This is a genomic window from Streptomyces sp. NPDC044719, assembly GCF_056433405.1.
In genome coordinates this window covers 216,353-238,617 of sequence record NZ_JBWKHE010000004.1, presented here as the reverse complement: position 1 = coordinate 238,617, position 22,265 = coordinate 216,353, and the positions used below count along the sequence as shown (strand labels likewise).

23 protein-coding genes are annotated in these 22,265 nt (G+C 73.1%); 10 read left to right on the top strand and 13 right to left on the bottom strand.

The genetic code is table 11. The annotated features are described in order from the left end of the window. Nucleotides 1–144: 144 nt before the first annotated feature. Both AC07DF_RS17060 and AC07DF_RS17055 read left to right on the top strand, forming a co-directional pair. On the top strand, nt 145–1,041 hold the full coding sequence (locus AC07DF_RS17060; RefSeq protein ID WP_478972703.1) for a DMT family transporter: 897 nt from the start codon (nt 145–147) through the stop codon (nt 1,039–1,041). A gap of 15 nt (nt 1,042–1,056) precedes the next feature. After that, nucleotides 1,057–1,806, top strand: a complete 750-nt coding sequence (locus AC07DF_RS17055; protein WP_478971414.1) for an SDR family oxidoreductase — start codon at nt 1,057–1,059, stop codon at nt 1,804–1,806. An 89-nt stretch (nt 1,807–1,895) separates the two neighbouring features. Here AC07DF_RS17055 and AC07DF_RS17050 read toward each other — a convergent pair whose 3' ends face one another. The 4 genes from AC07DF_RS17050 to AC07DF_RS17035 form a co-directional block, all read right to left on the bottom strand. Continuing rightward, entirely contained in the window at nt 1,896–2,675 is a 780-nt protein-coding gene (locus AC07DF_RS17050) for an Fpg/Nei family DNA glycosylase (protein ID WP_478971412.1), read from the bottom strand. A gap of 10 nt (nt 2,676–2,685) precedes the next feature. Continuing rightward, nucleotides 2,686–3,057: a VOC family protein gene (locus AC07DF_RS17045; protein ID WP_478971410.1), complete on the bottom strand. Its 372-nt coding sequence runs from the start codon at nt 3,055–3,057 to the stop codon at nt 2,686–2,688. 64 nt (nt 3,058–3,121) lie between these two features. Further along, on the bottom strand, nt 3,122–4,042 hold the full coding sequence (locus AC07DF_RS17040; RefSeq protein ID WP_478971408.1) for a DUF6397 family protein: 921 nt from the start codon (nt 4,040–4,042) through the stop codon (nt 3,122–3,124). A 126-nt stretch (nt 4,043–4,168) separates the two neighbouring features. Then, complete coding sequence (locus tag AC07DF_RS17035; protein WP_189724347.1) at nt 4,169–4,582, bottom strand: roadblock/LC7 domain-containing protein; 414 nt, start codon at nt 4,580–4,582, stop codon at nt 4,169–4,171. A gap of 103 nt (nt 4,583–4,685) precedes the next feature. On the opposite strand from AC07DF_RS17035, the gene AC07DF_RS17030 reads away from it, so the two are divergent. Then, a complete protein-coding gene (locus AC07DF_RS17030) occupies nt 4,686–5,114 on the top strand; it encodes a PPOX class F420-dependent oxidoreductase (protein WP_478971406.1) in 429 nt (142 codons plus the stop codon). 25 nt (nt 5,115–5,139) lie between these two features. Here the strand turns inward: AC07DF_RS17030 and AC07DF_RS17025 are convergent, their stop codons facing one another. From AC07DF_RS17025 to AC07DF_RS17005, 5 genes are all read right to left on the bottom strand, one after another. Then, nucleotides 5,140–5,745 carry a GTP-binding protein gene (locus AC07DF_RS17025; protein ID WP_478971404.1) on the bottom strand — a complete coding sequence of 202 codons (606 nt, stop codon included), beginning with the start codon at nt 5,743–5,745 and terminating at the stop codon, nt 5,140–5,142. Between the two features lie 49 nt (nt 5,746–5,794). Beyond that, complete coding sequence (locus AC07DF_RS17020; protein ID WP_478971402.1) at nt 5,795–6,205, bottom strand: DUF742 domain-containing protein; 411 nt, start codon at nt 6,203–6,205, stop codon at nt 5,795–5,797. Nucleotides 6,206–6,227: 22 nt separating this feature from the next. Further along, entirely contained in the window at nt 6,228–6,665 is a 438-nt protein-coding gene (locus tag AC07DF_RS17015) for a roadblock/LC7 domain-containing protein (RefSeq protein ID WP_478971400.1), read from the bottom strand. Then, complete coding sequence (locus tag AC07DF_RS17010; protein WP_478971398.1) at nt 6,662–9,172, bottom strand: sensor histidine kinase; 2,511 nt, start codon at nt 9,170–9,172, stop codon at nt 6,662–6,664. Before AC07DF_RS17010 ends, AC07DF_RS17015 begins: the two co-directional genes overlap by 4 nt. Before the next feature lie 70 nt (nt 9,173–9,242). Further along, nucleotides 9,243–10,016 carry an MHYT domain-containing protein gene (locus tag AC07DF_RS17005; protein WP_478971396.1) on the bottom strand — a complete coding sequence of 258 codons (774 nt, stop codon included), beginning with the start codon at nt 10,014–10,016 and terminating at the stop codon, nt 9,243–9,245. Nucleotides 10,017–10,169: 153 nt separating this feature from the next. On the opposite strand from AC07DF_RS17005, the gene AC07DF_RS17000 reads away from it, so the two are divergent. After that, complete coding sequence (locus AC07DF_RS17000) at nt 10,170–10,769, top strand: class I SAM-dependent methyltransferase (protein WP_478971394.1); 600 nt, start codon at nt 10,170–10,172, stop codon at nt 10,767–10,769. 9 nt (nt 10,770–10,778) lie between these two features. On the opposite strand, the gene AC07DF_RS16995 is transcribed toward AC07DF_RS17000, so the two are convergent. Then, nucleotides 10,779–11,681, bottom strand: a complete 903-nt coding sequence (locus tag AC07DF_RS16995; RefSeq protein ID WP_478971392.1) for an oxygenase MpaB family protein — start codon at nt 11,679–11,681, stop codon at nt 10,779–10,781. A 99-nt stretch (nt 11,682–11,780) separates the two neighbouring features. Between AC07DF_RS16995 and AC07DF_RS16990 the strand changes: the two genes are divergently transcribed. Next, nucleotides 11,781–12,077: a hypothetical protein gene (locus AC07DF_RS16990; RefSeq protein WP_478971390.1), complete on the top strand. Its 297-nt coding sequence runs from the start codon at nt 11,781–11,783 to the stop codon at nt 12,075–12,077. Nucleotides 12,078–12,210: 133 nt separating this feature from the next. Then, nucleotides 12,211–13,122 carry a hypothetical protein gene (locus AC07DF_RS16985; protein WP_478971388.1) on the top strand — a complete coding sequence of 304 codons (912 nt, stop codon included), beginning with the start codon at nt 12,211–12,213 and terminating at the stop codon, nt 13,120–13,122. Nucleotides 13,123–13,158: 36 nt separating this feature from the next. Here the strand turns inward: AC07DF_RS16985 and AC07DF_RS16980 are convergent, their stop codons facing one another. Next, the gene (locus AC07DF_RS16980) at nt 13,159–13,341 is read right to left on the bottom strand and encodes a hypothetical protein (protein WP_010040978.1); all 183 of its coding nucleotides are present in this window, start codon (nt 13,339–13,341) and stop codon (nt 13,159–13,161) included. 331 nt (nt 13,342–13,672) lie between these two features. Between AC07DF_RS16980 and AC07DF_RS16975 the strand changes: the two genes are divergently transcribed. Together AC07DF_RS16975 and AC07DF_RS16970 are read left to right on the top strand one after the other, a co-directional pair. Beyond that, nucleotides 13,673–16,516, top strand: a complete 2,844-nt coding sequence (locus tag AC07DF_RS16975; protein ID WP_478971386.1) for a DEAD/DEAH box helicase — start codon at nt 13,673–13,675, stop codon at nt 16,514–16,516. Then, on the top strand, nt 16,513–17,790 hold the full coding sequence (locus tag AC07DF_RS16970) for an SWIM zinc finger family protein (protein ID WP_478971384.1): 1,278 nt from the start codon (nt 16,513–16,515) through the stop codon (nt 17,788–17,790). The genes AC07DF_RS16975 and AC07DF_RS16970 overlap by 4 nt, the downstream gene beginning before the upstream one ends. Here the strand turns inward: AC07DF_RS16970 and AC07DF_RS16965 are convergent. Both AC07DF_RS16965 and xylA read right to left on the bottom strand, forming a co-directional pair. Further along, entirely contained in the window at nt 17,779–18,099 is a 321-nt protein-coding gene (locus tag AC07DF_RS16965) for a hypothetical protein (protein ID WP_478971382.1), read from the bottom strand. The genes AC07DF_RS16970 and AC07DF_RS16965 overlap by 12 nt on opposite strands. Before the next feature lie 126 nt (nt 18,100–18,225). Next, the gene (gene xylA / locus AC07DF_RS16960) at nt 18,226–19,392 is read right to left on the bottom strand and encodes a xylose isomerase (RefSeq protein WP_478971380.1); all 1,167 of its coding nucleotides are present in this window, start codon (nt 19,390–19,392) and stop codon (nt 18,226–18,228) included. 141 nt (nt 19,393–19,533) lie between these two features. On the opposite strand from xylA, the gene xylB reads away from it, so the two are divergent. Beyond that, the gene (gene xylB / locus AC07DF_RS16955; RefSeq protein ID WP_478971378.1) at nt 19,534–20,976 is read left to right on the top strand and encodes a xylulokinase; all 1,443 of its coding nucleotides are present in this window, start codon (nt 19,534–19,536) and stop codon (nt 20,974–20,976) included. A 15-nt stretch (nt 20,977–20,991) separates the two neighbouring features. Then, nucleotides 20,992–22,200 (top strand): ROK family protein, encoded by a 1,209-nt coding sequence (locus AC07DF_RS16950; protein ID WP_478971376.1) that lies wholly within the window; start codon nt 20,992–20,994, stop codon nt 22,198–22,200. Nucleotides 22,201–22,265: the final 65 nt, after the last annotated feature.

Here is a 22,265-nt window from a genome sequence, read left to right as displayed (position 1 = left end):
CGTCCGCAGGCCCGGCCCGGGCTGCCGCTGGACTGGGGGCGTGCGCGTTCGGCACTCCGTTCGCGCCCGTGCCCCGATCCGGTGACCATGGCAGGAGGAGGCACCGCCGGCGTCACACGCCCGCCGATCCGGGAGGTGGCCACGCTGCACACCGTGCTCCCCGTCCTCTTCGCGATCTGCGCGGCCTTCAGCAACGCCGTCGCGACGGTGTTGCAGCGCAAGGCCGCGCTCACCGTGCCGCGCTCCGAAGGCTTCCGGGCCGGGCTGATGCTCGACCTGCTGCGCCGGCGCGTCTGGCTGGCCGGCATCCTCGCGGTGATCGCCGCCGCCGTCTGCCAGGCGCTGGCGCTGGCGACCGGGCCGCTGACGATCGTGCAGCCGCTGTTCGTGCTGGAGCTGCCGCTCACCCTCATCGTCGCCTCGCTGCTGATGCACCGGCATCTGCCGGGCGTGGGCTGGCTGGCCGTGACGGTGGTGGTGGCCGGGCTTGCGGTGGCGCTCGCCGCCGCGTCTCCCTCGGGCAACCGCACCCATGTGGAGCTGGACCGCTGGATTCCCGCCCTCGCCGTGTGTGCGGGAGCGGTCGTCGCCCTCGCTCTCGCCGCCCTCAAACGCCCGGAGGGCCGCGCCCGGGCGGCCTGCCTGGGTGCCGCGACGGCGATCAGCTACGCGGTGACCGCGGCCCTGATGAAGGCCGCCACCCACATCCTCGACGACCAGGGACTCCTGGCCTTCCTCACCGCCTGGCAGACCTACGCCTTCGCCGCGACCGGCGTGTGCGCGCTGTTCCTGCTGGAGAACGCGATGCAGGCCGGCCCGCTGGTCGCCTCGCAGCCCGCCCTCACCCTCGGCGACGCGTTGGTGAGCCTCGCCCTCGGCATCCTCCTGTACGAGGAGACGATCCGCTCCGGGTGGTGGCTGCTGCCCCAGCTCTTCGGTGTCGCACTGATCGCCGCGGGGGTGCTCGCCCTGGCGCGGATTCCGCTCACCCAGTCCCTGGTGGCGCCGGGCGAGGAACGTCAGACGGCGGGAGCGCCCTGAGCCGAGGAGGTCACGATGGAGCGACTGAGCGAACAGGTGGCGGTCGTCACCGGCGGAGCGGGGGACATCGGGGCCGCGGTGGCACGCGTACTCGCGGCCGAGGGCGCCTCCGTGGTGGTCGCCGATGTCCGGGACCCGGAGGGGACGGGGCTGGTGTCCGAGCTCGGCGGGCGGGCCCGCTTCCGGCATCTGGACGTCACCAGCGAGGACGATTGGCAGCAGGCCCTGGCCGAGACGGAACGGGACCTGGGACCGGTCTCGGTCCTGGTCAACATCGCGGGGATCATCGACTGGGGCACGATGGAGGAACAGAGCCCCGAGTCGTTCCGCCGGGTCGTCGACGTCAACCTCACGGGCGCCTGGCTGGGCATGCGCGCGGCGGCACCCTCGCTGCGCCGGGCCGGGGGCGGCGTGATCGTGAACATGTCCTCCCTCGCCGGGCTGACCGCCTACGCCGGTGTCGGAGCGTACGCGGCCAGCAAGTGGGGCCTGCGCGGCCTGACGAAGGTCGCCGCGCTGGAACTCGCGCCCGACCGGGTCCGGGTCTGCTCCGTCCACCCCGGGGCCATCCGCACGCGGATGACGGCCGGCTTCGGCGACGCGTACACCGCGGGGCAGCCCCTCCCCCGCTTCGGCGAGCCCGAGGAGGTGGCCCGCATGGTGCTCTTCATCATCACCGAGGCGACCTTCTCGACGGGCTGCGAGTTCCTCGTGGACGGCGGCATCCTCGCCGGGGCCCCGGCCGTCCTGACCCCCGGCGACTGACCGGCCCCGGCCGTCCTGACTCCCGGCGGCTGACCGGCCCCGGCCGTCCTGACTCCCGGCGGCTGACCGGCCCCGGTCCGATCACCCACCTATTGGCACTGCGGGCACCACACCGTGCCGCGACCGCCCATTCGGGTTCGGCGCAGGCCGGTGCCGCAGCGTGGGCACCTCGGGTCGGGGTCGTCGCGGTGGCCGGTCAGCCAGGAGTCACGCGGCGGGACGCAGCCGGCGGTGACGGAAGAGCGCAGGGTGCGGCGCATCTGGCTGTACAGCCGGCGACGATCGGCCTGGGTGAGATCACGCGCCGGGCGGTCGGGGCGCAACCGCGCTCGCCACAGGATCTCGTCGGCGAGCAGATTGCCGAGACCGGCGAGAACGGACTGGTCGGTGAGCGCGGTCTTGAGATGCCCCCGGCGTGCGGACAGGACGGCCTCGAAATCCGCACGCTCCACGGCCAGCGCGTCGGGGCCCTGCCCCCGGAGCAGCCGATCGACGTCGGAGTCGTCGCCCGCCAGCCACAGTCCCTGGAGTTTGCGCTGGTCACGGAAGCGCAGCTGGCGGCTGCCGCTCAGTGTGAACAGCACACGGTCGTGCGCCTCGACGGCGTCATCGGGATGACCGCAGACCAGCCGGCCGGTCATACCGAAGTGCAGCACGAGGGTCGGGCCGGAGCCGGTGCGGGCGAGCAGCCACTTCCCGTGCCGCTCCGGCGTGCCGAACCGGCGGCCCTCCAGCGCGTCACGCAGTCGCCGGACACCGACCCCGTGCAGGACGCCCGCGTCCCGCACGTCGACACGCCGGATGACCCGGCCCTTCGCGCAGGACTCGAGCACCTGCCGGAAACCCTCGACGTCGGGGAGCTCGGGCATCGCCGGCGCGTCAGGATTCCTGCAGGACGGACAGCACGTTCCCCGCGGGGTCGGTGAACCAGGCGATCAGCGGGCCGCCGCCGCGGAAGATGCCCTTGTCGTCCGCCTTGAGGTGGTCGTAGTGCTCGAATCGGACTCCTCTCCTGCCCAGCTCGTCGACGGCGGCCTCGATGTCGTCGACGGGGAAGTTGAGGATGGTGTACGTCGCCGGGGTGTGGTCCTCCTTGGGGTAGACCAGGGTGTCCCGGTCACCCGCGATGTGCAGGAACAGCAGGCCGTTCTCCTCCGACACCCTCAGTCCGAGCGTTTCGCCGTAGAACTTCCTGGCCGCGTCGATGTCGTTCACCGAGAACCCGCTGAACGCCTTCGTCGTACCGAACATGGTCGCCTCCTGGAATCATCTCCTCAGAATTCCGACCGGGACGCATCCGGAAACTCATCGCTTTTCATCCCGGCCGTCGCCGGCCTCTGCGCTGCAGCCATCCCAGGAGGCCGTGTGCAGGGGTGCGGTCCGGGCTCTCGGGCCGGTCTCCGGCCGGAACCGGGGGTGTCCCGCCCGGCTCTGGTGATGAGGGTGACGTCAGGGCTGGACGTGGTGCCGGGTGCCGCCCGCGCGCCGTCTCCATCGTGTGGGCCAGGTCCGCTCGGAACCAGGCCACCTCGTCCGGCTCGCTCGCCGTCATGAGCCTCTCGGCCAGTTCGGCGGCGGGTGAACCAGGGGTGCCGTGTGCCGGGAGGCGAGGGCGGCGGCGGTTCAGGTGGGCACGCTCGTAGGGATCCGCCACGACCTGCGCCACGTCGGCGGGGTCGAGGAGACAGGCGACGGCTGCCGCGCGGGCCCAGGCGTCGTCCCCGGCCTGCCGCGTCAGGAACCCGATGTGGCGTCCCCGCCAGTTGCGGGGCCGCCGGTCCAGCCCGTCCTTCTGCCCGTCCCGGATCTGTGCGGGTGTACGACCCTTCAGCAGCCGGGCGTTGCTCTCCTCTGCCGCGAACTGCCGCAGTTCCTCGGCCAGATACAGCCAGACGACCGCCCGGTAGCGGTTCAGGTAGAACTTCACCGGCACGAGCAGGCCGAAGCGGGCGAGACTGGTGAATCTGGCGGGCGTCACGTCCAGGAGCTCGGCGCCGTCATGAGTGCCGGCGGTAGCGACGCGTTCGCGCAGCTCGTCCGGGAAGCCCTTCCCGGCGCGCAACCGCTCGATATCCGCGCGGGAAACGCGCAGCCCTCCGCCGTCTTCGTCGGGAACGGTCCGGATGAGCCCGAGATTCACCGCGAGGTCGAACTCACCGCGCTTGAGGTCGAGTTCGCGGGCGGCCCGGCTCGGAGCGCAGGTGAGGCGGTCGGGTTTCGCGATGGTGCCTGACATGATCGGTCTCCCCCGTGGAGTCGGCGGCTCACGCCGTGTGCGGTCGCCGTGAGAAAACCGTAACCGCTTCGGCGCACTGCGTGACGAGCCTGTGGACAACTCCGCGAGGGAAGACGAATGTGCAGGTCAGGCGTCTGTGGTCGGTTTCCGTTCCGGCTGGCGGGCATCCACGTCGAGGTGCTCGCCGACCCGGTTCACCAGAAGTGTCATCTCGTACGCGATCTGGCCGATATCGGCCTCGGCACCGCTGAGGACACACAGACAACTGCCCGTGCCGGCGGCGGTGACGAAGAGCACCGCGTCGTCGAACTCGATCATCGTCTGGCGTACGCTGCCCGCGCCGAAGTGCCGTCCCGAGCCCTTGGCCAAGCTGTGCAACCCGGACGACACGGCCGCGAGGTGCTCCGCGTCCTCGCGGCGCAGTCCCGTGCTGGCCCCGGTCACCAAGCCGTCGTTGGACAGGACCAGTGCGTGCCGCACCTGGTGGACTCGCTCGGTCAGGTCGTCCAGCAGCCAGTCGAGTCCCTGGTTCTGCGCCATTTCCGATCTCCCCGTTTTCTCCCCGTGCGATTCTCCTCCTGGCCGGAGGATCTCCACGCCAGCCTTCCCCACGACCGCTGCCGGGGCAAGGAGGATGGGAGCCATGGCAGAGAAGATGACCGATGCGCAATGGCGGGAGTTCGTTTCCCACGGCACCCGCACCGCGAAGCTCTCCACCGTCAGGGCCGACGGGAGTCCTCGCGTGGCCCCGATCTGGTTCCTGCTGGACGGGGACGAGGTGGTGTTCAACACCGGCAAGAACACCGTGAAGGGGCGCAATCTCGCCCGTGACGGCCGGGTGGCCCTGTGTGTGGACGACGACCGGCCGCCGTTCTCGTTCGTGGTGCTGCGGGGCCGCGCCCGGGTCTCGGAGGACCTCGACGAGATACGGCACTGGGCCACGCGGATCGGCGCCCGGTACATGGGCGAGGAGCGCGCCGAGGAGTTCGGCGCCCGCAACGGCGTCCCGGGCGAACTCCTCATCCGTGTCGCCGTCGACCGGGTCCTGGCGGAGCGGGACCTCGCGGACTGACCACGGGAATTCTCCGTGTCGCCGGTCAGCCGACCGAGTCGAGGAGCCGGGCGGTGTGCATCCGCCCGGCGTACTCGACCAGCCTGATCAGCACCTCCTTCCCCGAGTCTCGGTCCCGGGCGTCGCACAGCACCACGGGCGTCCCCCGGTCGAGGTCGAGAGCGCGCGAGACGTCCGGGGCGCCGTGCTGCCGGGCGCCCGGGAAGCAGTTGACGGCCACCACGAACGGGATGCGCCGGTGCTCGAAGTAGTCGACCGCCGGGAAACAGTCCTCCAGGCGGCGGGTGTCCGCGAGCACCACCGCCCCGAGCGCCCCTTGTGACAACTCGTCCCACAGGAACCAGAACCGGTCCTGGCCCGGCGTGCCGAAGAGGTACAGGGAGAGACCGGACCGGATGGTGATGCGCCCGAAGTCCATGGCGACGGTCGTGGTGGTCTTGTGGTCCACACCGTCGGTGTCGTCCACCGACTGCCCGGCTTCGCTGAGCAGTTCCTCGGTGCGCAACGGCCGGATCTCGCTGACGGCGCCCACCAGCGTGGTCTTGCCCACGCCGAAGCCGCCCGCGACCAGGATCTTCAACGCCAGTGCGGCGGTGTCGCCGTCCGGGGCGTCGGAGTGCTCGGAGACCATCAGTCACTTCTCTCGTGTCGGGTGGGGTGTGCGTTCATGCGCTCTGCATCTACAGCGCCCTGAGTCCCGCGATCACCTCGCGCAGGATCCGTTCGTCGGGCAGCTGGGCCGGCGGTACGGGGCGGCTGACGGTGACGCGGCCGAGTTCCAGGAGGTCGCCGAGGAGGACCCTGATCACGCCCACGGGCAGGTCCGCGTCAGCGGCGAGTTCGGCGACCGACTGGGTCTCCGTGCGGCACAGGTCGAGGAGGGTCCGGTGTTCCGGGCCGAGCGGGGCGTCGTCCACGCCGGGCGCGCCGGGGTCCAGGGTGACCAGGGCGATCAGGTCGAACCGGACACCGGTGGGGCCGGGCCGGGTGCGTCCGCCCGTCATGGCGTAGGGGCGGACGAGAGGGCCGGCCTCGTGGTCGTACCACTGGCTGCCCTGCTCGCTCAGGGTGCCCGTCATGTCCTCGGTCATCTGCGCGGACCGCCCTCTCGGCTCATCCGGCGGCGGGCGGCCGGGCGCCGGCGCGGGGCGCCGTGCCGAGGTGCTCGCCGACGCGTTTGACCAGGCGGGCCATCTCGTACGCCACGAGGCCGATGTCGGCTGTCACGGCGGTGAGAAGGGCGAGGCAGGAGCCGTCGCCGGCGGCGGCCACGAACAGGAAGGCCTCGTCCATCTCCACCATGGTCTGGCGGACACCGCCGGCGCCGAAGTGCCGTCCCGCTCCCTTGGCGAGGCTGTGGAAGCCCGAGGCGACCGCCGCGAGGTGTTCGGCGTCCTCGCGGCGGAGTCCGGTCGAGGCACCCACGGCGAGACCGTCGTTGGAGAGGACCACGGCGTGCCGTATGTCGCTCACGCGGAGCACCAGATCGTCCAGCAGCCAGTCGAGTTCGCCGGAGCGCCGGGCGGAACGCGTGCTCGAGTCCTGGATCATGCGGGGTCTCCTTCGCTGCTGTATCTGCCCGTCGCGGGGCCGGGAGTGGCGCCGCGGCCGGGCTGCCTGCCGCCGCCGCGTGCCCAGCCGTCGCGGTACGCCGCCATGCGGTCGCGTACGACTTCGGGGGTGCGTTCGTCGTCCCGGGGGGCCGGCGTCGGCGGCGGCTCCTCGGGACGCCCCTCGCGCAGTTGGGGGGCGAGACTGGCCTGTCGTACGCGACGAGGGAGGTCCTCGGAGCCTTCGGGCTGCTCCTGGGGTCGGTGCAGTCGCAAGGTGGCGACTCCTGGGAGTGGGGTGTGGCTCGTGGTCTCGGCCGGTACGGGAGCCACGAGGGCGCGCCGGTCGGCCGGTGCGGGGACGACGTCCTGGACTGACGTGTCGTCGGGCACGCGCGCGTAGGCGCGTTCCTCGGGCTGTCGCGTGTGTGCCGCCTCGCCGGGGGAACGATCCGTCGCCCCGGTGTGCAGGAGGGCGGTGGGCAGCAGGACGACGGCGGTCGTGCCGCCGTAGGGCGAGGTCTTCAGGTGGACCTTGACGTCGTGCCGGGCGGCGAGCCGGCTGACCACGAACAGGCCGAGCCGGTCGCTGTCGAACAGGTCGAGCGCCTCGGACTGTTCGATGCGGCGGTTGGCTTCGGCGAGGGTCTCCTGGCCCATGCCGAGGCCGCGGTCCTCGACCTCGACGGCGTAGCCGTTGCCGACGGGTTCGCCGGTGACGCGCACGCGCGTGTGGGGCGGTGAGAACTGGGCGGCGTTCTCGATGATCTCGGCGAGCAGGTGGGTGAGGTCGGCCACGGCCGTGCCGATGACGGCCGCTTCGGGGAGTTGCCGTACCTCCACGCGCGCGTAGTCCTCGACTTCGGAGACGGCCGCGCGGACCACGTCGGTCAGGGCGACGGGCACGCGCCAGGCCCGGCCGGGGGCGGCTCCGGAGAGGATGATCAGGCTCTCCGCGTGCCGTCGCATGCGGGTGGTGAGGTGGTCGAGGCGGAAGAGGTCGCTCAGCTCGTTCGGGTCGTCGGAGCGGCGTTCCATGCTGTCGAGGAGGCTCAGCTGCCGATGGACGAGGATCTGGCTGCGGCGGGCGAGGTTGACGAAGACGCCGGAGATGCCGCTGGCGAGCTCGGCGCGCTCCACGGCGGCCCGCAGCGCGGCGCGGTGGACGGTGTGGAGGGCTTCGGCGACCTGCCCGGCCTCGTCCTCGGCGGGTGGTCCCGGCGGGGCTTCGGCACGGACGTCGATCTCCTCGCCCGCGCGCAGTCTCCGCATGGCCTCAGGGAGTTTGCGCCGGGCGATCTCCAGGGCTCCGTTGCGCAGGCTCACCAGTTCCACCACCAGGCCCCGTCCGATGCGTACGGAGATGACGAGCGAGGCGGCGACGGCGGCGAGCCCGAGCAGGACGGCGGCGCCGGCCGGGGTGAGCAGTCCTCGGGTGAACGGGTCGGCCCGTCGCGCGACGCCGCGTGCCGCGTCGTCCTCGATCGCGCGCATGCCGTGCTGCACGCGCGTGTGGGCGGTGTTCCAGGTGCTCTCGGGCGCCGCGTCGACCGCCCTGGCGCCGGGCCCGCGGGCGAGGATCCGGTCCTCGGCGCCGCCCAGGCCCGCGTAGGCGCTGCTGTCGGCGAGGGCGTTCCACGCGGAGCGTTCGGTGCCGCGCAGGTCTGCGACGGCCGATGCGGTGAGGGTGCGGCGCAGGCCGACGGCGCCGGTGAAGAGCCGAAGCCGCTCCCCGGTCAGCGTGCCGGACAGCCGGGCACTGGCCAGCACCGCGTCCTCCTGGGCCAACGCCTCGCCCGCGCGGGCGAATTCGAGCAGCACGCGCGCGTCGGAGCCGAGCTCGGCGTCCTGGATGCCGGTGAGGGCGCCCCCGGCTCCGAAGGCCGCCGAGATGGTCCGGGTGTAGCGGCTGTACGTCTCGGACCAGCCCACGCGCCGGTCCCGCACCGCGGTCCGCAGCGGTTGCAGTTCCTCGGTGCCGGTGACGAACGCCTCCAGCCGGCGGGCGACTCCGGCGGGGAGTTCCTCGCTGTCGGCGACGGTGTTGCCCTTGCCGAGCCGCAGTGTCGCGACGGCGCGGTCGGTACGCCGCGCGAGTTCGTCCAGTTCGCCGGACGGTACGGCCGACGGGTCGGTGGCATGGCGGACCGCGGCCGCGCGCTCGGCCTGGAGGGCGGCGACCGCCGCGGAGACGGGGGCGCGGACCATGGCGTCCACGCGCTGGACCTGCCGCAGCCGAGAGACGTCCTGGGCGGTGGTGACGGTGGCGTAGGCCCACAGGGCCAGGAGGGAGACGACCGGCACCATCAGCAGGCAGACGATCTTGGCGCGCACGGTACGCGGGCGTATGTGCCAGCGCTCCGCGCGCGTGACCTCCCCGTCCGGTGCGGCACCCGAGGGCACCTCAGGGCCCTCGTCGGCCGGCGGCCCGGCGTGCGCGCGGCGACCGCGCACCGGCGGGGGCGGCGCCTCGGCGCCGGTTGTGGGGGTCCTACGGGGTGTACGCATGGACTCCTCGCTCGGGAGTGGTCGGGGCGTGCCGGGCGTCTGGACGCCGCGGAGATCCATCCGGAGCCCTCTAGGGGGCGACGCTCTCGACCGGCCGCTGGGCCGAGGCGGACGCCTCGCGCTCGTCCGCTGTCGGCGAGAGTGCGACGAAGGCCGAGGTCAGGAAGAGGTAGGACCCGAGGCCGACGGCGAGGGGGAAGATGAACTGCATCGCCGTGGCCCCGGGCAGTGCCGCCCCGGAGGGCGTGACCCGCACGCTCACCGCGAACATCCCGGTGTAGTGCATGCTGCTGACGGCCGCGCCCATGATCAGGGAGGCGATGGTGACCGCGACGGGCGACTTGATGTTGAGCGCCGCCCACAGGGCCGCCGTCGCCGCTACGACGGCGATCAGGACGGAGAGCCCGACGAGCAGCGGGTCGTAGGACACGTCGCCGTGCAGACGTACGGCCGCCATGCCCAGGTAGTGCATGCTCGCGACGCCCAGGCCGGTGGTGAGGCCGCCGAGGAAGAGGGCCCGGCCGCGGTCCCGGCCGTAGCCGACGGCGAAGACGCCGGCGCACACGACGACCATGGCGACGAGCAGGCTCAGGAGGGTGAGCGGCACGTCGTAGCGGATGTCGGTGCCGGTGACGGCGAAACCGAGCATGGCCACGAAGTGCATGGTCCAGATGCCGGTGCCGATGGCCGAGGCGGCGGTGACGAGCCAGTTGCGGCGCGCGCGCCCGGTGGCGGCGAGGGCGCGGACGGTGCAGCGCAGTCCGAGGGCGGCGCCTGTGCAGGCCATCGCGTACGACAGCGCGGGGGTCAGCCACCCCAGGGCGGCGTGGTCCAGGTGTCCCATGGGCCCGGGACGCTAGACCCGGCAAGGGCGCGCGAAGGGGGCGCATTTCGAAAGGTGTTGGAATATGACGCAAGGATGTACCGGAACGATCGCGTCACGCTCGAACGTGTGCGCAGAGGCTTCCATCCGTGCCGGTGAGGAATCATGCGGTACATGAGCGACGACCAGACGCGTGTCCAGGAGTTCTTCACACCCCGTGCCGCAGACTGGGACAGCAGGTTCCCGGACGACGGTCCGGCCTACGCGGCGGCGGTCGCCGAGCTCGGACTGCGCGCGGGCGACCGGGTGCTCGACGCGGGATGCGGCACCGGACGGGCCCTGCCGCCGCTGCGTGCCGCCGTGGGGCCCTCAGGGGTGGCCCTCGGGGCCGATCTGACCCCGGCCATGCTCCGGGAGGCCGTACGGGCCGGACGGGACCGCGACGGGCAGCTGCTGCTCACTGACGTCGCCGCGCTGCCGTTGCGCTCGAGGTCGCTGGACGCGGTGTTCGGGGCGGGTCTCGTCTCGCATCTGGCCAGCCCGGCCGAGAACCTGCGCGAGCTGGCGCGGGTGGTGCGTCCCGGTGGTGTGCTGGCGCTGTTCCATCCGATCGGCAGGGCGGCACTGGCCGCACGCCACGGCCGCCCGCTCACCCCCGACGACCTGCGCGCCGAGCCCAGCCTCCGTCCGCTGCTGGCCGGTTCCGGGTGGCGCATGATGTCGTACACCGACGAGGACACCCGCTTCCTGGCGCTCGCCGTCCGCGAGGACTGAACCGCCGCGTCACCCGGTCTCGGTGTCCCCCTCCGCCGCGTGCCGCACCGGGCAGCCGCGCAGGCCCGGGACCGGACGCGTGCCGAGGTCGGCGAGCCGGTATCCGTACGGGTAGCCCTTGATCTCCCAGTTCTGGCGGGCGAAGTGCGGGGCGCGCCGGGGCGCCATCAGCCGGACGGCGCGCCCCCGGAGCCGTACCGCGCGACGCACCCACGCGCGCGTGGCGGCGCTCGGCGGGGTGTAGCGGAAGGCGTGCAGCAGCGAGTCGTCGAGCAGCGCGAGGGTGGTGGTGCGCAGCAGGGGCGCGAGCGGGCGCGGGTACCAGGACGCCATCAGGTCGAGCGTGGCGTCGGAGACCCGCCGGGCTTCCGGGTCCCAGGCGAAGTGGGCCGCCTCGTAGTCGTCGAGGCAGGTCTCGAACTCCTCGTACGTCTCGGGGATGTTTTTGATGCCCATGTGCCGGCCCAGCGTGCCGTAGTGGACGGTACTGGCGACGATCTCGTGGCGTGACATCCTGCGCCACCCGTAGGCGTCGATCCACCGTTTGGGCATCACGACGAACGTGCAGAGCACGTAGCGCATGTCGTCGTCGCTGATGTCGTAGCCGCGGTGCATCTGGTTGATGCGGCGGATCGCGGTCTTCCCCTGGTCGCTGCCGAAGCCGTGCTCGACGACGGCGTCCAGGAGCAGCGAGGTGTCGTCGTAGCGCTTCTGCGTCCGCTCCGTGAGCTCCGCGGTCTCCGCGAGCAGCCGGCCGATGCTCGGGACGGCGTAGGTGCGGTACAAGGCCAGTTCCAGGGCGCGAGTGAAGTCCCAGGGGAACTCGTAGGCCACGCTCAGCCGGTAGATCTCCGTGGCCTCCCGATACGGGTCCATCCGCCGGATCCGAACCAGCCGGTCGAAGCGCTTCACCGTGCCGTCCCCCTTCTGTCACAGGTTCTCCAACTTTACGTTGGAGACCGGGAGATGAAAGATCAGACGCAACAACCGCACAGGGGGAAGGTGGTCCATATGTGGGGCAGGTTCCGCAAGGCCGGGGGAAGAGTCGCCGGTGCGCTGCGCACGGAGACCAAGGCCGACGGCGACAAACGTCCACACAACCTTTTCGAGGCTGCCGCGGTCTATGTCGCGGCGTGCGCGGAGGACGACCAGGAGCGGGCCGACGAGGCGTCCGGCTGGGTCTCGCCGGAGGCGCTGTCGTTCGGGGTGAACGAGCTGGCCTGCCGGGCCGTCATCGCGCTCGCGCGGGAGCGCGGCGAGTCGCCGCGGACCGTGGCCCGCGAGTTGCTGGGGCTGCCGACGGCGTGACGAGCACGGTCCGGACGGCCGATTCGCCCCGTCCGCCGGAAAACTGCAGCTCGGTGCGCTTGCCAGGGCCGTGACAAGCGGCTTCCGGGCGCACTAGGGTGCGCGCGATCGGACGAATGATGGGGAGGCTGGGATGGCCGGGACGGACGAGGACGCCGTCGCCGCCGCGGACGACGCGCTCTATGTGCTCACGGCGGTACTGCTGACGCCTGCGAAGTTCCCGAGCGTCCTGGGCGACGACTATCCGGAGGCGTGCGCGGCGCTCGGTCTCGCACCGCTCGCCGACGGGTACGGGCTGGTGCTCGGCCAGGACGGCGACGGCTCCCGGTGGACCGTCGCCATCGACGACGTCTCCCTGGTCGCCGTCGCGATCGCGTCCTGGGACTGCGGCATGGAGTACGAGCTGTCGCCCGACGAGCGCTCGGTCGTCGCGGCCCTGCCCGGCTGGCCGCTCGCGGTCGCCGTCGCGGCGCCCGGGGTGCCCGCGCCGCACGATCCCGGCCCGGAGGCCGACGACCGGCCGCCGCTGGCTCCACCGGACACCACCGTCTGGGGACCGGCTCAGCGGCGCCTGGGCGCGGACGAGATCGCCCTGCAGTGGGCGACATGGCGGGAGCAGGTGAACGACTCGGAATTTCCGGCGCCGGGGTCTTCGGGGGCACCGGGATCCTCGAAGGCGCCGGGGTCCTCTGACGTTTCGGAGCCCTCGGAGGTGTCGGGCGACGAGGGCGAGGCGGCCGGCGCCGCGGACGGGAGCGAGGAGAACGCCCGGCCGGGCCACAGCGGCATTCGGCGGGTCCTCGCGGAGGCCCGCACCTACATCGACTCGCCGCCGCCGCTGGGCCGGGTCCGGTCGTCGTTCGCGACGAGTGACGCGCGGATCCTGCGGGCGGACGGTCCGGGCTGGTCGCTCGTGGCCAGGACCGACGACATGGCCTTCGTGCTGCTCGACGAGGAACCCGGCGAGGTCCTGCCGGTGGGGCGGGGACCGGAACTGCCGGGCCTCCTCGATGCGCTCGACAAGATGGCCGTACGGCCGAACTGATCCGGCGACGGTCTTCGGCCGCGCCGGATCAGCACCTCAGCGACCGAGTTCCTTACGGGTGGCGCGGCGCAGCCTGCGACGCTGCGACGGATCCAGCGTGAGATACGCGGCGGCCGGGACTCCCAGGATGATCAGGAGCGATGCCCACCAGGGCAGCCAGATCAACAGGATGAGCCCGACTGCCACACCGCCCGCGGCGATCTTGGCGTTCTTGGACATGACTGTCGCCTCCTTCGCGGCCACTGCCGCTCTCTGTCTCGAAAACGGGTCCGCGCTTGTGGCGGTTCCTGACCGCGCCCCTGAGACATCCCTGAGGTGCGACCCCTACACACCCCTGACCCCCTCATAGTGACCCAGGTCACACCTCAGTCATACCCGTGTGCGCCAGACGTGCTGTACCCTCGGCCGCTCCGGTCCACTAGTCAAGTTTGAGGAATCAGTCATAGCCGAGCATCCGACTCCCCCGGCACCTTCCTCCTCACCCTCCACCGCACCCTCCTCCTCACCCTCCACCGCCACCTCCCCAGCCCCCTCCTCCGCACCACCCTCGGTGTCCCCCGAACTGACCCACTGCCGCACCGTGTTCCTGCCCGGCGACCCGGCCCGCACCGGCGGCATCGCCTTCTGGCGGCCCGACGGCGAGGCCCCGCCGGCCGTGGCATCGGCGTCCACCACGGCTTTGACCGTCGCGGTGCCCGGCGGCGAGGGAATCGAGGCGGAGAGCGTGCCCGCCGTCCTGGTGCCGGTGCACGCGGCCCTGCCGGTCCTCACCCGCTCGCGGATGGGCGCGCAGGGGCACCGGTCCACCGTGTTCTGGGGCGCCGCGGCCGTGCACGCCCTGCACCTCGTGGCGCGCGGGCTGCTGTTGCCCGGGCTGTCCCCGGGCGACCACGACGCCTGGCGCACGGGCCCCCTGCGCGCCCAGGACGTCGAGGCCGTACGCCGGCTCGCCGCGGCGATGCCCCCCGAGGCGCACGCCGTGCCGCTCGCGGGCCCGGGGCCGCTGCGGCTGCCCGACCCGGAGCGGCTCCTGCGCGCCTTCCTGGACGCCGTCGCCGACGCCCTGCCCCGCTCCCCCGCCGCACCGCTGGTGACCGGCGGTCCCGCCTACGCGTCGCCCGAGCCGGTGCACCTGCCCGAGCAGCGCGCCTGGGCCTCCGACGTCGCCGCGGGCCACGACGCGGGTGTGCGGCTGTCGCTGCGGATCGAGGCGCCCGGCCTGACGGACGCGGTGGCCGAGACGGACGTGAGGTTCCGGGCCGTGCTCCAGGTGCACAGCGTGAGCGATCCCGCGCTGGTCGCGGACGCCTCTGATGTCTGGGCGGGTGCCAGGGGTGAAGACTTCGGCCCGCGCGCCCGGATGGACGCCCTGCTCGCCCTGCGGCGCGCGGCCCGGGCCTGGTCCCCGCTCACGCCGCTGCTGTCGGCGACCGTGCCGGACGCGGCCGAACTCGCCGACGAGGAGGTCACCGAGCTGCTCGGCGCGGGTGCCCGTGCCCTGGCGGCCGCCGGAGTCGACGTGCACTGGCCGAAGGGACTGACCCGCGAGCTCTCCACGCGCGCGGAGGTGGGGCCGGTGGGGACCTTCGGCGACGACGCTGAGGGGCAGGAGTCCGGCAGGTCCGTCGCGGCCCTTCCGTCGTTCCTGTCCGCCGACGCGCTGCTGGCCTTCAACTGGTCGTTCGCGCTGGGCGACCGGCGGCTGAGCCGCGAGGAGCTGGACCGGCTCGCCGAGGCCAAGCGCCCCGTGGTGCGGCTCAATGACCAGTGGGTCCTGATCGACCCCCAGGAGGTACGGCTCGCCCGCTCCCGGCAGGACCACAAGGTCACACCGGTGGACGCGCTGGGCGCGGCACTGACGGGCTGGGCGGAGGTGGACGGCAGCCGGGTCGAGGTGCGGCCCACCGGGTGGCTGGCGGCCCTGCGGGAGCGGCTCGCGGACCCCGAGGCCCAGCAGCCCGTGGAGCAGCCCGCCGCCCTCGCCGCCACCCTGCGGGACTACCAGCGGCGGGGCCTGAACTGGCTCGCCGGCATGACCTCCCTGGGCCTCGGCTGCTGCCTCGCCGACGACATGGGCCTCGGCAAGACGATCACGCTGATCGCCCTGCACCTGCACCTGCAGACCGACGCCGAGTCCGCCGGCCCCACCCTGGTGGTCTGCCCGACGTCCCTGATGGGCAACTGGCAGCGGGAGATCGAGCGGTTCGCGCCCGGCACCCCCGTGCGGCGCTTCCACGGAGCGCGGCGCAGCCTCGACGACCTGGCCGCCGGGGAGTTCGTGCTCACCACGTACGGCACGATGCGCCTGGACGCCCCCCGGCTCGCCGGGGTGCCGTGGGGCATGCTCGTGGCCGACGAGGCCCAGCACGTGAAGAACCCGTACTCCTCGACCGCGCGGGAGCTGCGTGCCATCGGCGCACGCGCGCGCGTGGCGCTCACCGGCACCCCGGTGGAGAACAACCTGTCGGAGCTGTGGGCGATCCTCGACTGGACCACTCCGGGGCTGCTGGGCCGGCTCGGAACCTTCCGCAGGCGGTACGCGGAGGCCGTCGAGGGCGGTCAGGACCCGGCCGCCGCGGACCGGCTGGCCCGGCTCGTACGGCCGTTCCTGCTCCGCCGCCGCAAGGCGGACCCGGGGATCGCGCCCGAGCTGCCGCCGAAGACCGAGACCGATCACGCCGTGTCGCTCACCGAGGAGCAGACGGGGTTGTACGAGGCGGTGGTGCGCGAGGCGCTGGCGGAGATCTCCGGCGCCGGCAGCATGGCGCGACGCGGCCTGATCGTGAAGCTGCTGACCGGCCTCAAGCAGATCTGCAACCACCCCGCGCAGTACCTCAAGGAGGAGCGCCCGGTGATCGCCGGACGCTCCGGGAAGCTGGAACTGCTGGACGAACTGCTCGAGACGATCCTCGCCGAGGAGGCGGGTGTGCTGGTCTTCACGCAGTACGTCCAGATGGCCCGCCTGCTCGAGCGGCATCTGGCCGCCCGGGGCACGCCCTCGCAGTTCCTGCACGGCGGGACGCCCGTCGCGGAGCGCGAGGCCATGGTGCGGCGCTTCCAGGACGGGCAAGTGCCGGTGTTCCTGCTGTCGTTGAAGGCGGCGGGCACCGGTCTGAACCTCACCCGGGCCGAGCATGTCGTGCACTACGACCGCTGGTGGAACCCGGCCGTCGAGGCGCAGGCCACCGACCGCGCCTACCGCATCGGCCAGACCCGGCCCGTGCAGGTGCACCGGATCATCGCGGAGGGAACCATCGAGGACCGCATCGCCGAACTGCTGGTCCGCAAGCGGGAGCTGGCGGACGCCGTCCTGGGCTCAGGCGAGGCGGCGCTCACGGAGCTGACGGACGCGGAGCTGGCGGAACTGGTCGAACTGCGAGGGGGCCTGCGATGACTCGGTACGACGCTGACATGGAGCGCACGTTCGCCGCGCTGCCGCCCGCGCACGGGCGCGGTTTCGCGCAGACCTGGTGGGGCCAGGCCTGGCTGAAGGCGCTGGAGGACACGGCGCTGGACTCGGCGCAGCTCAAGACGGGCCGCCGGCTCGCCCGCGCGGGAGCGGTCGGCGCGGTGTCGGTGCGCCCGGGACGGCTCACGGCCGTCGTCCAGGACCGCGACCGCACGGCGCATCGGGCCGACGTCCTGCTGGAGGAGCTCTCGCCCGAACAGTGGGACCGCTTGCTGGACATGACGGTGGAACGGGCCGGGCATGTCGCGGCGCTGCTGGACCGGGAGATGCCGCCGCACCTCGTCGAGGACGCGGCGGCCGCGGGTGTCGAACTGCTGCCGGGCCTGGGCGATCTGGAGCCGGAGTGCGACTGCGGCGCCTGGGACCACTGCGGGCACACGGCGGCGCTCTGTTACCAGGTGGCGCGGCTGCTGGACCAGGATCCGTTCGTCCTGATGCTGATGCGGGGCCGCGACGAGGCCGCCCTGCTGGACGGTCTCCAGACCCGCGGCGGCGGATCCGCCGCGGAGTCCTACGGGCCGGAGGGTGTGGACGCGGCCGAGGCGTACGCGGCCGGTGACATCCTGCCCCCGCTGCCGGCCCTGCCCGGGCTTCCCGGCGAGCCGGGGGTGCCGCCGTCCCTGGACACCGAGACGCCGCCCGCTCCCGGCGTCGACCCGGCCGCGCTGGAGTTCCTGGCCGCGCGGACCGCCGTACAGGCCCACCGCCTGCTCGCGGAGGTCCTCCGGGGCGCCTCCGACACGGAGCTGACGGTGACGCAGGACGCGGTGCGGCTGGCGGCGGGCGATCCCGGACGCGATGTGGCGGACCGTCTCGCCGACGGGTCCGGACGCGGCCGGGGAGGCCTCGAAGCGGCGGTCCGTGCCTGGCACCTCGGCGGTACGGCCGCGCTGGCCGTGCTCGACGAGGAGTGGCGGGTGGAGGGCGAAACGCTCGCACGCGCGCGTGCCGCCCTGGACGCGGCCTGGGACACGGACGAGCGGCCGGAGCTGCGGGCGCGGGGCAACCGGTGGACGGTCGCCGGAGCGCCCTTCCAGCTGCGCCTTGGCCGGGACGGCCGCTGGTGGCCGTACCTCAGGGAACGCGGCCGCTGGATGCCCGCGGGAGGCGCCGCACAGGATCCGGCGACGGCCCTGACATCGATGGAGCCGGCCACCGGAGACGGAGCCGCACCGGAAGGGGTTCCCCTACGGCAGTAGCTCGTCAGCGTCCAGGGACGGGAGGAGCGATTCGAGGTCGCTGGGCAGCTCGCTCGGCAGCCGGCTCGGAAAGCCCGACGGCAGCCGCGTCCGCAGGTCGCTGGGCAGCGCGGTGGGCAGCTTCGTGGGGATGCCGTAGGACGGACCAGGGGCGCGGCTCGTACTCCCGGCGGGCGGCTTCCCGTCCGGCGAGTCGTCGCCTCCCCTGGCCATGAGCACGACCGCGCACACGGCCGCGGCGGCCACGAGCGCGGTGAGCAGGATGAACAGCGGATTCCGCCGCTGAGGCGGTACGGGCGGCAGGGCCATACCGACCAGGGTCACCGTGCACCGCTCAAGGCGCGAGCGGTGCACGGGAGTTGATACGGACCCATGGCGTGGATCGCATGATTCCGTGGCATTCCAGGCGGTATGGATTCAGCGGCCTCGGTGAACTCAGCCGCGTGCTCCCAGGAGATGATCCATGGCGAGCTGGTCCAGATGCTCGAAGGCCATGCCACGGGCGGCGGCCGCGTCGACGTCGAAGGCCTCGAAGGCCGAGCGGTCGGCGAGCAGGGACTGGAGGCCGTCCGCGGCGGTGGGCTGGGCCAACTCGTCCAGACGGGCCGCGCGCAGTGCCTCCTGGACCTCCGGGTCGGCGCGGAAGGCCGCGGCACGGTCCTTGAGGATGAGGTAGTTGCGCATGCAGCCGGCCGCCGACGCCCACACCCCGTCGAGGTCCTCGGTCCGCGGGGGCTTGAAGTCGAAGTGGCGCGGGCCGGTGTAGCCGGCCGACTCCAGCAGGTCGACCAGCCAGAACGCGGCACGCAGGTCACCGGCGCCGAAGCGCAGGTCCTGGTCGTACTTGATGCCGGACTGGCCGTTGAGGTCGATGTGGAACAGCTTGTCCGCCCACAGGGCCTGCGCGATGCCGTGCGGGAAGTTCAGCCCGGCCATCTGCTCGTGGCCGACCTCGGGGTTGACGCCGTACAGCTCCGGACGCTCCAGGCGGTCGATGAACGCCAGCGCGTGGCCGACGGTCGGCAGCAGGATGTCGCCGCGCGGCTCGTTCGGCTTGGGCTCGATCGCAAAGCGCAGGTCGTAGCCCTGGGAGGTGACGTACTCGCCGAGCAGGTCGAAGGCCTCCTTCATCCGGTCCAGGGCCGCGCGGACGTCCTTGGCGGCACCGGACTCGGCACCCTCACGGCCGCCCCAGGCCACGTACACCTGGGCGCCGAGCTCGACGGCGAGGTCGATGTTGCGGATGGTCTTGCGCAGCGCGTAGCGGCGCACGTCGCGGTCGTTGGCCGTGAACGCGCCGTCCTTGAAGACCGGGTGCGTGAAGAGGTTGGTGGTCGCCATCGGGACCTTCATGCCCGTGGCGTCCAGGGCCTGCCGGAAGCGCTTGATGTGGGCCTCGCGCTCGGTGTCGCTCGAGCCGAACGGGATCAGGTCGTCGTCGTGGAAGGTGACGCCGTGCGCGCCGAGCTCGGCCAGTCGCCGCACCGACTCGACCGGGTCGAGGGCACGCCGCGTGGCGTCGCCGAAGGGGTCCCGTCCCTGCCAGCCGACGGTCCACAGGCCGAAGGTGAACCTGTCCTCGGGGGTGGGCTGGTAGCTCATGCCGCGGCTCCTCGCTCGCTGAGACTATTTCGTCATGGCGATTTACAAATTAGTATGCGGGCACCTCTCTGGGAAGAGACAAGGTGTCTCGGAACGAGAGAAGCAGGACCGGAGAAGGACGAGAGCAGAGGGAGAAGCCCGATGTCAGCAGCCGAGGGTCCGCTCGTCGTCGGCGTGGACTCGTCCACCCAGTCCACCAAGGCGCTGGTCGTCGACGCGGCCACCGGCCGGGTCGTGGCGAGCGGCCAGGCCCCGCACACCGTCTCCTCGGGGGCCGGCCGCGAGAGCGATCCGCGCCAGTGGTGGGACGCGCTGTGCGAGGCCCTGCGCCAGTGCGGTGACGCGGCGCACGAGGCCGCCGCGGTGTCGGTCGGCGGGCAGCAGCACGGCCTGGTCACTCTGGACGGCCGGGGCGAGCCGGTGCGTCCGGCCCTGCTGTGGAACGACGTGCGCTCGGCGCCGCAGGCACGCCGGCTGACGGAGGACCTGGGCGGCGCGAAGTTCTGGGCCGAGCGCACCGGAAGCGTCCCCGCCGCCTCGTTCACGGTCACCAAGTGGGCCTGGCTGGCGGAGCACGAGCCGGAAGCGGTCCGGGCCACGAGGGCCGTGCGCCTCCCCCACGACTACCTCACCGAGCGGCTCACCGGGCAGGGCACGACCGACCGCGGCGATGCCTCCGGGACGGGCTGGTGGGCGTCCGGGACGGAGTCGTACGACGAGGGGATCCTGGCGCACGTGGGGCTCGACCCGGCGCTGCTGCCCCGTGTGGTCCGGCCCGGGGAGGTGGCGGGCACGGTGCACAGCCACGATCTGCCGTTCTCCAAGGGCACTCTGGTCGCGCCCGGGACCGGCGACAACGCCGCGGCGGCGCTGGGCCTCGGGCTGCGTCCGGGCGTACCGGTGATGAGCCTCGGCACCTCAGGCACGGTGTACGCCGTCTCCCGACACCGCCCCGCCGACCCGAGCGGCACGGTCGCGGGCTTCGCCGACGCCCGCGGGGACTGGCTGCCGCTGGCCTGCACCCTGAACTGCACGCTCGCGGTCGACCGCGTCGCGGCGCTGCTGGGCCTGGACCGCGACGCCGTGGAACCCGGTACGGCCGTCACCCTGCTGCCCTATCTCGACGGCGAACGCACCCCCAACCTGCCGAACGCCTCCGGCCTGTTGCACGGCCTGCGCCACGACACGACCGGCGGGCAGCTGCTCCAGGCCGCCTACGACGGTGCCGTGCACTCCCTGCTCGGCGCGCTCGACCTGGTCCTCGACCAGGACGCGGATCCCTCGGCGCCCCTGCTCCTGATCGGTGGTGGCGCCCGGGGCGTGGCCTGGCAGCAGACCGTGCGAAGGCTGTCGGGGCGTCCCGTCCAGGTGCCCGAGGCCAAGGAGCTGGTGGCGCTCGGCGCCGCCGCGCAGGCCGCCGGGCTGCTGACCGGGGAGGACGCGGCGGCCGTGGCGCGCCGCTGGGACACGGCGGCCGGCCCGGTGCTCGACGCCGTCGAGCGGGACGAGGAGACGCTGGCCAGGATCGCCGGGGTACTCTCCGACGCGGCCCCGCTGCTGGAGCGGCCCACGGACACCCACTGAGGACTGACGTCAGGCATGACCGCACCGCCCCACGAGGCTCACCCGGCCGGGCCGGGACGCGCGCTGCCCGACACCCAGCAGGGCATGCGCCGCCGCAACCTCGCCCGTGTCCTGCACGCCGTCCGCGCCGAGGGGCCGCTGTCCCGGGCCGCCGTCGCCTCGCGGATCGGGCTCACCCGGGCGGCGGTGTCGACGCTCGTCGACGAACTCGTCCGCTCGGGGCTGCTCGAGGAGCTGGGGCCCGAGCGGCCCGGCCGGGTGGGCCGCCCCGGCTCCGCGCTCGCCGTCAGCGCACGGGGCCCGGCCGGGATCGGCGCGGAGATCGGCGTCGACCATCTCGCGGTCTGTGCCGTCGATCTGCGCGGCACGACCAGGGCGCGCGCGATACGGCAGGGCGCGAACCGCGGCCGCTCCCCCGGGCCCGTGACAGCGGAGCTCACCGAACTGATCGGCCGGGTCGTCGCCGAGGCGGAGGGTGAGGGCCTGTGGCCCGCCGGGCTCGCCGTGGCCGTGCCGGGCCTGGTGGCGCGCGACGCCCGGACCGTCGTACGCGCCCCGAACCTCGACTGGCACGACACGGACCTCGGTGCCCTGCTGCCGGCGGACCTGCCGCTGACCGTGGACAACGAGGCCAACTTCGGCGCGCTCGCCGAACTCTGGCTCGAGGACGGCACGCCGCGCGACTTCCTGCACGTGTCGGCGGAGATCGGCATCGGTGCGGCCCTCGTCGTGGACGGCGGACTGCTGCGCGGAACACGCGGTTTCGCGGGCGAGTTGGGACATGTGCCGGTCCGGCCGGACGGGCTGGCGTGCGCGTGCGGCGGGCGCGGATGCCTGGAGCAGTACGCCGGTGAGGAGGCGGTACTGCGCGCGGCGGGCCTGGAGCCGGACGAGGACCGCGTGGGACTGCTCGCGGGGCACGCCGCCCAGGGCGACGAGGACGTACGCCGTGCCCTGCGCGACGCGGGCACCGCGCTGGGTGTCGCCCTGACCGGGGCGGTCAACCTGCTCGACCCGCAGAGCGTGGTGCTGGGCGGGGAGCTGTCCGGGCTGGCGCCCTGGCTGCTGCCCTCGCTGCGGGAGGAGCTGGCGCGGCGCACGGCGGGTCCGGCCTGTCCCGTGTCCGTGTCACGGCTGGGCCCCGAGGGACCGCTGCTGGGGGCCGCGCACTCGGTCGTACGGGCGGTGCTGGACGATCCGGCAGCCGTCGCCGAGCGGGCCTGACCACCGGAGCGCGACGGACGGACGGACCCGGACGAGGCCCTCCGTGCAACCCGAATCACCCGATG

What these genes read in the sequence shown, in the direction of transcription:
- AC07DF_RS17055 (WP_478971414.1), top strand. Translation starts at nt 1,057, where the DNA reads ATGGAGCGACTGAGCGAACAGGTGGCGGTCGTCACCGGCGGAGCGGGG.
- AC07DF_RS17050 (WP_478971412.1), bottom strand. Translation starts at nt 2,675, where the DNA reads ATGCCCGAGCTCCCCGACGTCGAGGGTTTCCGGCAGGTGCTCGAGTCC.
- AC07DF_RS17045 (WP_478971410.1), bottom strand. Translation starts at nt 3,057, where the DNA reads ATGTTCGGTACGACGAAGGCGTTCAGCGGGTTCTCGGTGAACGACATC.
- AC07DF_RS17040 (WP_478971408.1), bottom strand. Translation starts at nt 4,042, where the DNA reads ATGTCAGGCACCATCGCGAAACCCGACCGCCTCACCTGCGCTCCGAGC.
- AC07DF_RS17035 (WP_189724347.1), bottom strand. Translation starts at nt 4,582, where the DNA reads ATGGCGCAGAACCAGGGACTCGACTGGCTGCTGGACGACCTGACCGAG.
- AC07DF_RS17030 (WP_478971406.1), top strand. Translation starts at nt 4,686, where the DNA reads ATGGCAGAGAAGATGACCGATGCGCAATGGCGGGAGTTCGTTTCCCAC.
- AC07DF_RS17025 (WP_478971404.1), bottom strand. Translation starts at nt 5,745, where the DNA reads ATGGTCTCCGAGCACTCCGACGCCCCGGACGGCGACACCGCCGCACTG.
- AC07DF_RS17020 (WP_478971402.1), bottom strand. Translation starts at nt 6,205, where the DNA reads ATGACCGAGGACATGACGGGCACCCTGAGCGAGCAGGGCAGCCAGTGG.
- AC07DF_RS17015 (WP_478971400.1), bottom strand. Translation starts at nt 6,665, where the DNA reads ATGATCCAGGACTCGAGCACGCGTTCCGCCCGGCGCTCCGGCGAACTC.
- AC07DF_RS17010 (WP_478971398.1), bottom strand. Translation starts at nt 9,172, where the DNA reads ATGCGTACACCCCGTAGGACCCCCACAACCGGCGCCGAGGCGCCGCCC.
- AC07DF_RS17005 (WP_478971396.1), bottom strand. Translation starts at nt 10,016, where the DNA reads ATGGGACACCTGGACCACGCCGCCCTGGGGTGGCTGACCCCCGCGCTG.
- AC07DF_RS17000 (WP_478971394.1), top strand. Translation starts at nt 10,170, where the DNA reads ATGAGCGACGACCAGACGCGTGTCCAGGAGTTCTTCACACCCCGTGCC.
- AC07DF_RS16990 (WP_478971390.1), top strand. Translation starts at nt 11,781, where the DNA reads ATGTGGGGCAGGTTCCGCAAGGCCGGGGGAAGAGTCGCCGGTGCGCTG.
- AC07DF_RS16985 (WP_478971388.1), top strand. Translation starts at nt 12,211, where the DNA reads ATGGCCGGGACGGACGAGGACGCCGTCGCCGCCGCGGACGACGCGCTC.
- AC07DF_RS16980 (WP_010040978.1), bottom strand. Translation starts at nt 13,341, where the DNA reads ATGTCCAAGAACGCCAAGATCGCCGCGGGCGGTGTGGCAGTCGGGCTC.
- AC07DF_RS16970 (WP_478971384.1), top strand. Translation starts at nt 16,513, where the DNA reads ATGACTCGGTACGACGCTGACATGGAGCGCACGTTCGCCGCGCTGCCG.
- AC07DF_RS16965 (WP_478971382.1), bottom strand. Translation starts at nt 18,099, where the DNA reads ATGGCCCTGCCGCCCGTACCGCCTCAGCGGCGGAATCCGCTGTTCATC.
- xylA (WP_478971380.1), bottom strand. Translation starts at nt 19,392, where the DNA reads ATGAGCTACCAGCCCACCCCCGAGGACAGGTTCACCTTCGGCCTGTGG.
- xylB (WP_478971378.1), top strand. Translation starts at nt 19,534, where the DNA reads ATGTCAGCAGCCGAGGGTCCGCTCGTCGTCGGCGTGGACTCGTCCACC.
- AC07DF_RS16950 (WP_478971376.1), top strand. Translation starts at nt 20,992, where the DNA reads ATGACCGCACCGCCCCACGAGGCTCACCCGGCCGGGCCGGGACGCGCG.